The organism is Rahnella sp. R3(2024), from assembly GCF_042920125.1.
GTDB classification, from domain to species: domain Bacteria; phylum Pseudomonadota; class Gammaproteobacteria; order Enterobacterales; family Enterobacteriaceae; genus Rahnella; species Rahnella rivi.
In genome coordinates this window covers 4,526,081-4,535,111 of sequence record NZ_JBHGBU010000001.1, presented here as the reverse complement: position 1 = coordinate 4,535,111, position 9,031 = coordinate 4,526,081, and the positions used below count along the sequence as shown (strand labels likewise).

At 56.0% G+C, this 9,031-nt stretch carries 7 protein-coding genes; 1 reads left to right on the top strand and 6 read right to left on the bottom strand.

The features are described from left to right. Positions 1-606: 606 nt before the first annotated feature. From ABSH60_RS20560 to rstA, 3 genes are read right to left on the bottom strand one after another with little or no spacing between them, the layout of a single operon-like run. Entirely contained in the window at positions 607-2,088 is a 1,482-nt protein-coding gene (locus tag ABSH60_RS20560; RefSeq protein ID WP_122095256.1) for a carboxypeptidase M32, read from the bottom strand. A gap of 2 nt (positions 2,089-2,090) precedes the next feature. Further along, a complete protein-coding gene (gene rstB / locus ABSH60_RS20555; RefSeq protein WP_056770441.1) occupies positions 2,091-3,416 on the bottom strand; it encodes a two-component system sensor histidine kinase RstB in 1,326 nt (441 codons plus the stop codon). Then, positions 3,413-4,144, bottom strand: a complete 732-nt coding sequence (gene rstA / locus ABSH60_RS20550; protein WP_056770445.1) for a two-component system response regulator RstA — start codon at positions 4,142-4,144, stop codon at positions 3,413-3,415. Before rstA ends, rstB begins: the two co-directional genes overlap by 4 nt. Positions 4,145-4,460: 316 nt before the next feature. Here rstA and ABSH60_RS20545 point away from each other — a divergent pair, with 316 nt between their 5' ends. After that, positions 4,461-4,880 carry a hypothetical protein gene (locus ABSH60_RS20545; protein WP_056770448.1) on the top strand — a complete coding sequence of 140 codons (420 nt, stop codon included), beginning with the start codon at positions 4,461-4,463 and terminating at the stop codon, positions 4,878-4,880. Between the two features lie 88 nt (positions 4,881-4,968). On the opposite strand, the gene ABSH60_RS20540 is transcribed toward ABSH60_RS20545, so the two are convergent. The 3 genes from ABSH60_RS20540 to ABSH60_RS20530 are packed head-to-tail and all read right to left on the bottom strand — an operon-like array spanning position 4,969 to position 8,729. Next, positions 4,969-6,204 carry a c-type cytochrome gene (locus ABSH60_RS20540; RefSeq protein WP_390975630.1) on the bottom strand — a complete coding sequence of 412 codons (1,236 nt, stop codon included), beginning with the start codon at positions 6,202-6,204 and terminating at the stop codon, positions 4,969-4,971. After that, positions 6,201-7,964 (bottom strand): GMC family oxidoreductase, encoded by a 1,764-nt coding sequence (locus tag ABSH60_RS20535; RefSeq protein WP_122095257.1) that lies wholly within the window; start codon positions 7,962-7,964, stop codon positions 6,201-6,203. The genes ABSH60_RS20540 and ABSH60_RS20535 overlap by 4 nt, the downstream gene beginning before the upstream one ends. Positions 7,965-7,979: 15 nt before the next feature. Next, the gene (locus tag ABSH60_RS20530) at positions 7,980-8,729 is read right to left on the bottom strand and encodes a gluconate 2-dehydrogenase subunit 3 family protein (RefSeq protein WP_056770454.1); all 750 of its coding nucleotides are present in this window, start codon (positions 8,727-8,729) and stop codon (positions 7,980-7,982) included. Between the last annotated feature and the right edge of the window lie 302 nt (positions 8,730-9,031).

The following is a 9,031-nucleotide window of genomic DNA, read 5'->3' as shown; positions in this document are numbered from 1 at the left end:
GTCAAGTTCAAGGTCGTGGGCGTCGGCCCACACCGACTTGGGGGGCGGCCTATCGCCGCCGCCCCCCAAGACCCCCCGGGCTCTTTCACTGCGCGCTGCCGCTCGCGGGCTATATTCCAGCGGCTCCGGCTATTGCCGCAAAATCCCGCCGCTGCGCGGTGCCCTCCGCTCGGGTTACAACCCGCGCAAACAGACGCGCGGTTTTCCACCACTCCCTCCAGCGTGATTTTTGAGCGCGGCCAAAGGCATTTCAAAATCAAAGGAAATGTGTTTGGTTCTGATTTTCTCTTCCCACATCGCAGGGGGAGGAGAAAAACCTTCGTTTTACATAGCCTTTGGCCGCGCTCAAAACGACGTCGAATGAACGGTGAGAAACCGCGAGGTTTTTTCCGAGCGGGTTCGAACCTGAAATGAGAGTACCGCGAAGCGGCGGCGTTTGCGGCAATAGCCGGAGTGTCTGAAACATAGCCCGCGAGCGACAGCGCGCAGTTAAAAAAACGCAGGATTGTTAAGGGGCGCGTTTACGCCCCTTAACCCGGTGTGGGCCGGCGCCCACGACCTTGACCTTGAAGTTGAAGTTGAAGTTAAAGTGTACCCCCCCATCACTTACAAGTATCTGCTCTCCAGATGCGCCCGGAAGAATGCCGGATTCAGGGTTTCGCCGGTAGCATTGGTCATCAGCTGGTCAGTGGTAAAACGGCTGCCGTGCTGCCAGATATTTTGCTGCAACCACTGGAACAACGCCGTCAGGTCGCCGCGTGCGATGTCAGCCTGCAAGGTAGGAATGGCGGTGTTGGCGGTCTGGAACAGTTGCGCGGCGTACATTGCGCCCAGCGTGTACGTCGGGAAGTAGCCGAAACCGCCGTCGGTCCAGTGGATGTCCTGCATACAGCCGTCGCGGTAATTGCCGACGGTATCGATGCCCAGATACTCCTTCATCTTGCTGTTCCACAAGGCTGGAATATCATCGACTTCAATGTCGCCTTCCATCAGCGCTTTTTCGATCTCGTAGCGCAGGATGACGTGTGCCGGATAGCTCAGTTCGTCAGCATCCACGCGGATAAAGCCTGGCTGGACGCGCTGGTTCAGCGTCATGAAGTTGCGTTCATCCAGACCCGGACGCTCGCCGAACTGCTCGATAACCAGCGGATACACGGATTTCAGGAAAGGTTCGCTGCAACCGAGTTGCATTTCAAACAACAGGCTTTGGGATTCGTGAACGCCCATCGAACGCGCATTGGATACCGGCTGGCCGAGCCACTCTTTTGGCAAGTTTTGCTCATAACGCGCATGACCGGTTTCATGGATAACGCCCATCATGGCACTGAGGAATTCGTCCTGATTGTAGCGCGTGGTGATGCGCACATCCTGAGGCACGCCGCCGCAGAACGGGTGGGCGCTGACGTCAAGACGACCGGCGTCGAAATTAAAACCGAGACGGTCCATCACTTTCAGGCCGAGCTGGCGCTGTTTCTCGATATCAAACGGCCCCTGCGGTGTGATACGGCTTTCTGATTTCTGTTTTTCCACCACGGTCTGCAACAGATCCGGCAGCCATGTTTTCAGATCACCAAACAGGGTGTCGAGCTTTTGCGATGTCATGCCCGGTTCGTATAAATCGAGCAGGGCGTCATAGCGGCTGATCCCGGCGGCTTCGGCTCGGAACTGCGCTTCCTGACGGCTCAGTTTCACCACTTCTTTCAGGTTCTCAGAGAAACCTTCCCAGTCGTTGGATTTACGCTGAATGCGCCATGCCTGCTCGCAGCGGGCACCGGCCAGTGATTTTGCCTGCACCAGGCTTTCCGGCAGCAGGGCCGCCTGCTGATACTGGCGACGCATTTCGCGCAGGTTAGCCTGCTCAACGTCATTGAGTTGCTCGCCACCCGCCTGTTCCAGCCATTCACCGACCTGCTTTGCGGTCAGGATCTGATGCGTCAGAACGCTCAGTTCCGCCAGCGCTTCTGAACGCGCCTGCCCGCCCTGGGGCGGCATCATGGCCGCGGCATCCCAACCGGCAATCGCAGATAAATGGCCGAAACGGGATAAACGGGCGAAGGTGTCGTGCAATTTTTTATACGCGATGGTCATTATTAGCTCCCTTCATGGTATTGGTCTGGTTGTTCGACAACCAGATTGAAAGTGGGTTTTACCGGCCAGCTGAAACGCATACTGGCACCGCCGAGCGTGCTGCTGTCGACGGCGACGCGCCCCTGATACGCGACGGCAATGGAGTGCACAATTGCCAGCCCCAGCCCGCAGCCGCCGGTGGCGCGATCGCGGCTCGGATCCAGGCGGACAAAGGGTTCGAATACGCGCAGGCGTTCTTCCGGCGGTATGCCGGGGCCGTCATCTTCAACTTGCAGACAGGCCGTTTCGCCATCGAGCCACAGGCTGATGCGGATCATTTTCTGCGAGTAGCGCAAACCGTTGTTAACCAGGTTATCCAGCACGCGCTCCATCAGACGTAAATCCACGCCGCCGAAATCGATGTTTTGCGGCGCCTCAAAAGCCACTGTCCTCTGCGCGTTGATCAGGCGGAAATCATCCACTTTGTCTTCCAGCCAGTCAGCCAGATTCACTTTTTCCAGATGCAGCGCGACCTGCGGGCGGTCGAGGCGGGCGTAAGTCAGCAGTTCATCAATCAGCGCTTCGAGCTGGCCGATGTCCCGGTTGATGGCGTTTTGTTCCGACTCTGGCAGGTTTTCGCTGATCGCCAGACGGTAGCGCAGGCGCACCAGCGGGGTACGCAGTTCGTGGGCGATGCCGTCGATCAGCTGTTTTTTACTGGCGATCAACGTGCTGATGTTATCCGCCATCTGGTTGAACGCCACGCCAACGCGGGTCAGGCTGGAGGCTGAATCAAAATTCACCCGTTCATCCAGGTGGCCGTTGCCGAGGCGCAGCGCCGAGTTCTCCAGACGCAGTAAATCCTGCCAGTGCGGGCGCATCCACAGGAAAACCGGCAACGCCAGCGACAGACCAATGATCATCAGCAGCGCAAGATCGAGCAGCCGCATTTCGTGCATGTAAAACAGATAGGGGATCGGGCCGACCACCAGAACGTAATGGCTGCGGGGAACACGCTGGATGAAGGTATATTCATCGTCGAGTGCGATGATTTCGCCTTCTTTTAACCGTTTGTCCAGTTCGGGGCTGAGTTTACGTTTACCGAGCGGCTCGATATGCAATTTGAAAGACAGGTTAAGATCCAGCGTATTGATGGTCTTGTTCCAGTCTTTAATGGGGATTTCCCTGAGTTCGCTGCGCATCAGGTACAGCGAGCTTTTCATCAGGTCATTCATGGACTGACGGCCTGTGCGTTCGGCGGTGACTTTGTACACCAGGCCGACCAGCATCGCCATGACCATAAAGCAGACCAGCAGTAACAGAAAGAACTGGACGAAAAGCTTTCTCATTCCTGAAGAGACTCCCAGGCGTTCGGGGCAAACAGATAGCCTTTATTGCGCACCGTTTTAATGCGGAAAGGTTCAAGCGTGTTGTCGTACAGTTTGCGGCGAAGGCGGGAAATCGCCACGTCGATGCTGCGATCCAGCCCGTCATAGCTGACGCCGCGCAGATTTTTCAGCAAGGCTTCGCGATCCATAATGCGTCCGGCGTGCGTCGCCAGTTCCCACAACAGATCGAAATCAGAGGTCGAGAGCACGATGGTTTCATCCACCAGCGTGACCTGACGGTTCACCGGATCGATACACAGCTGGCCGAAGTGCAGGGCGTTACCGCTGGTCAGCGTCTGAACCGGCTGTTCGCTTTGCGAGGACGGCGACGGATTCTGACGCAGGTGCAGACGCAGACGCGCCAGCAACACCGCAGGCGGTGTGGTTTTCAGGATGTAATCACTCGCGCCCATTTCCAGCGATAAAATATGATTCATGTCGCTGTCCAGTGACGTCAGCAACACGATCGGGCCGGGAAAGACCGGGCGCAAATCACGGCATAACGTCATGCCATCTTTGCCGGGAAGCATGATGTCGAGCAGGACCAGATCGGGTTTTTCTTTCTCAATTCTTGCCTGCGCCGTATCGCCGCGGGGTTCAACCAGCACGTCGATATCATGTTTGCCCAGATAGGCGGCAATCAGGTTGCCGACTTCAGCATCATCTTCTACAAAAACGATTTTATTCATTAGGTTGCTGCTGTTAAAAATCCGGTGATTAGCATAGCGTGAGCGCGCGTCCGACGCTATGGGCGGCAATGACTCTTGCGGCACGCATTCCACAATTCAGGCGATTCTGTCGACTAAGTCTGAATTTTCAGTCTCCGCACTTTCGGCCTGCTACAGTCACTGTGTGAAAGCGCCTGAACTGACTGGAAAAGTGTCGGTGAACTATGCCATTATACAGGTGAATAATCGTGTCTATATGCATTGATTTGCTCTATATCGCCGAGTACGCCTTCAGACGTTCAATTGAACAGGCCCTGACCAGGAAGAGGAAGAGGGGATGAATGAAAACCGCCTGGTACCCGATGCGCGCAGTCAAAAAGCGTCCTTTGACTACATGGAATATTTGTCCGCATCCTGTAAAAAGAAATGGAGTTTCGTTGACGCCATTTATGGTGTGATGCCGTTCTTTGGCATGGTGTTAAAATCCCGTTCTCAAAAAGATAACTCGAAGCAAGAATCCTTGCGGGCGCTGGCGTTGCAGGTCGTTTCTACCCAGGTCAGCGACGAGACGAATATTGTCCGTCTGATTGAACTGGCGGAGCAGCAGGGCATGTACAACATCGATATTAATTTACCGTATTCCCTGACAGACGATCAGCTCACGGCAATTAAGGTTGAGTGCAAACATCTGGTACAGCTCAGCCAGAATAACGATCATCTGTTTGTACAAATTATGCAGATGCCGCCGCAGCACTGATTTCACAGTTTGTAACAGTTCAGTGACGACGACATGACAAAAAAGAAAGGCCGCGAGTGCGGCCTTTGTCATTTTCAGTACAGCACGTTTATTTCTTCAGCGTTTCCCGCACATCTTTCACGTCTGACGCTGCCACTGGCGCAGCCGCATTGCCCCAGCTGTTACGGATGTAGGTCAGCACGTTCGCCACGTCCGCATCGCTCATGTTTGCGTCAAACGACGGCATTGACGGCGCGGTAGGTTTGCTGTCCGTCGCCACCGGCCTGCTGCCCGCCAGCACCACGTGGATAAGCGAGGTGGCATTGGTCTGGTTGATCAGCGCAGAATCCGCCAGACGCGGGAACAGACCCTCCTGACCTTTACCGTCCGGCGTGTGGCACGCAGAACAGCGGTCGGCATAGATGTGTTTCCCGGCGACCATCGCGCTGTCATCGGCTTTCACCGGCGCCGGTGCGTTATTCCCGCTGTCATGACCGCTGTCTTTGAGATAAACCGCCACGGCTTTCAGATCCGCATCCGTCCAGTGCTGCGACGAATTTGTCACTTCTTCCGCCATCGGTCCTGAGGCGATATCGAAACGGTTTACACCGGTTTTCAGATATTGCATCAGGTCTTCCTGCGTCCAGTTGCCCACGCCGGTGTGCTTGTTGGTGGTGATGTCCGGCGCGACCCAGTTTTCAACCACGGCGCCTTGCAGGAATTCACTGTCCTTGTCACCACCAATCATGTTTTTCGGCGTATGGCAGGTGCCGCAGTGGCCTAAACCTTCAACAATGTATGCCCCGCGATTCCATTCTGCGGATTTATCCATCTGCGGCCTGAATTCGCCTTTGTTGAAGTTCAGCCAGTTCCAGCCCATCAGGCTGGTGCGCACGTTGAACGGGAACGGCAGCTGGTTGGTTTCAACCTCGTGATGCACCGGTTGCAGGGTTTGCAGATAAGCCCAGATGGCGGCGTTATCATCACGGGTCACTTTGGTGTAAGCGGTAAACGGCATCGCGCCGTAAAGGCGTTTGCCACCGTGGCCGATCCCTTCAGACATCGCGCGCTGGAAGTCGTCGAAGCTCCATTTACCGATACCGGTTTCCGGATCCGGCGTGATGTTTGCGCCCACTAAACGGCCAAACGGCGTTTCAATCGGCACGCCACCAGCGAAGGGTTTGGCATCCGGCGTGGAAGCGGTATGGCAGGCGGCGCAGTCGCCGACCGTCGCCAGGTAGCGCCCGCGTTCCACCTGCTCGAACGATCCGTCACCGGCGGCATGGGCCAGCCCTGAAACGCTCAGTGCCAGTAAACCGAGTGAGAAGGAGGTTAACTTTTTCATGCAATCATCTCTCCCGGCTTTTTCAGATAGAAATTACGGATCGCGTGAGCCGCTTTGAAGGCCAGCGCGCCGACGGTGCCGGTCGGGTTGTAACCCGGATTCTGCGGGAAGGCAGAGGCGCCGACTACGAACAGGTTAGGCACATCCCAGACCTGCAGGTGTTTGTTCACCGAACTGGTGGACGGATCCGCACCCATCACGAAACCACCGACAACGTGGGAAGACTGATACGGCGTGCCGTTCCAGTGGCCTTTCATCGGGTTTGCCACCAGCTGGCGCGGATTCATCGCTTTGGCGATTTCCGCCACTTTGCCGGTGCAATACGCCGCCATTTTCAGATCGTTTTCCGGGAAGTCGAACGTCACACGCAGCAGCGGACGGCCAAGGCGATCTTTGTAGTTCGGATCAAGCGACAGATAGTTGGTTTTGGTGGTGTAGCTGCTGGCCTCACAACCGATCGACATTGAGCTGAGGTAGTTGGCGACGGTCGCCTTTTTCCACTCGCTGCCCCATTTCGGCGTTCCTGGCGGAACCGGGCGATAACCGATGGGTGCGCCACCGATTGGCGTGACGCGGATGCTGCCGCCACCGAAGAAACCCAGCCCGCTGTGGTCGAAGTTATCGTTGTTGAAGTCGTCAATACCCATGCCGACCGCGCCTGCGCCGATGAACGGGTTAAAGTTTTTATCGTCGAAGAACAGCTGCACGCCGTTGGCGGTCTGATAGGCGTAATTACGGCCCGTGGTGCCGCTCAGGCTTACCGGATCGTAAGGCTTGCCGATGCCGGAAAGCAGCATCAGCCGGACGTTTTCGAAGGTAAACGCGCTGACAATCACCAGATCGGCGGGTTGTTCCCACTCGTCGCCGGAGGAATCAATGTAGATAACGCCGGTGGCACGTTTGCCGGTGGAGTCGGTCAGGACCTGCATCACTTCGCAGTTGGTGCGCGCTTCGAAATTCTCTTTGCGGACAAGCGCCGGTAAAACGGTCGTGATCGCGCTGGCTTTCGAGTAGTTCGCGCAGCCGTAGTTGGTGCAGAAACCGCAGTAGGTGCATGGCCCCATTTTCACGCCGAGCGGGTTGGTGTAAGGCTCGGAAATCAGTGAAGAGGGCACCGGGAAGGCTTTATAACCCATGTTGCGCGCGGCTTCGGCGAACAGCGTCGGGCCATAAGGCTGATCCATCGGGCGGGTCGGGTACTCAATCGATCGCATCCCTTCATACGGGTTACCGCCGTCATGATGTTCGCCTTTCACGTTGCTGGCTTTACCGGAAACCCCGGCCAGACGTTCGAAAGAGGCGTAATGCGGCTCCATCTCATCCCAGTCGGTGCCCCAGTCCTGCAACACCAGCTCTTCCGGGATGGCGTTTGCGCCGTAACGTTCGGTGAGGTGGCTTTTCAGGCGGAATTCATCCGGCTGGAAGCGGAAAGTGATCCCGGCCCAGTGGTTGCCCGCGCCGCCGGTGCCGTTCCCCGGATGGAATGAACCCCATTCGCGCATCGGTAAGGCGGTTTGCGCCGGGTTGTTGCGGATGGTGATGGTGTTCTGGCGCGTGCGTAACATCAGTTCCTGACGGGAGTTGTAACGCAGTTCGTCAGTCACTGTCGCCACATTGAAATCGCGTGCGGTATCGCGCCACGGGCCGCGTTCAATCGCCACCACGTTCAGACCTTCGTCGCACAATTCATTGGCGATGATGGAACCGGCCCAGCCGAGTCCGATCACCACCACGTCAGTTTTGGGTAATTTCTTTGCCATAATAGTGTTCTGCCCTTAGCTCTTCATTTTCCACGCGTCGCCGCCTGAAATGCTCAGCGGTTCCAGATCGAGTTTCTGGTTATGTTTGCCGACATATTCACGGTAGTCATAACGTGCGCCGGGGAAGCCCAGCATTTTCCACGACACCATGTTGCGGTTGCCGCCATAAATAGGGTCGGCAAAGAATCCTTCCATGGTGTTTTTCAGCACAATGGCGAAGAACAGTTTGGAATCGATCCCATCGAGAGCGATTTTTCCGCTTTCCAGACCGGACAAAATCTGGTCCTGCTGGTCGCCGGGCAGATCTTTGAACAACTTCTGATGCTGTGACTGGGTCAGTTTGTTCAGCGCGGCCAGGCCGAGGCGGTAGCGCTGCTGCGGAACCAGCGGTGACTGATCGCCTTGTTCCGGCGTGCCTTCCTGGAAAGGGCCTTCCATATAAAGACGGGCATAGGTACCGTAGAAACCGGCCATCTGGCGATCGATAAACACGGCACAACCGGCGTCTTTTCCGCCCACGCTCAGATCGTCGGCGGGTACCAGACGATCAACAATGGCTTCCAGGGTGGCGGCTTCGGCATCGGTGAAAAACACCCAGCCGTCGGTTTCAATCTGTGGAGGCGGGCTGGCGTCGAAGGGGCTCCACACGGGCGTACCTTTGAGCGTCACCGCATTGGCGGCTTTGGCGGCGCCCAGCACTGCGGAGGCGGCCGTGAACGACAGAATTTGCCGACGGGTTACCCCGGGCAAGGTTTTTTTGCTCATTTATGTTCCCTGTTTGTTATAGAAAATCGCTACAGAGGGCGGTCAGGCGTGCTATCAACAACGCGCTGCAAAAGCAGTCGGGTGGCGTTGTGATAATCGTTAACATGCTAAGGATAAGTGATAAATCCGGGTAAGGATAAATAGAATGAATGTTAAAAATGTTATGAAATGTGTGTGAATGGTTTTTTATGTTGTAATTTTAGACGATCAATTGACGAATGTTTACATTTTAACCGTTAAGTTCATGGGGATAATCCGTCGCGGTCATCAGGACGGGAAGGCTGATGTGGCCTTTCGTGGCC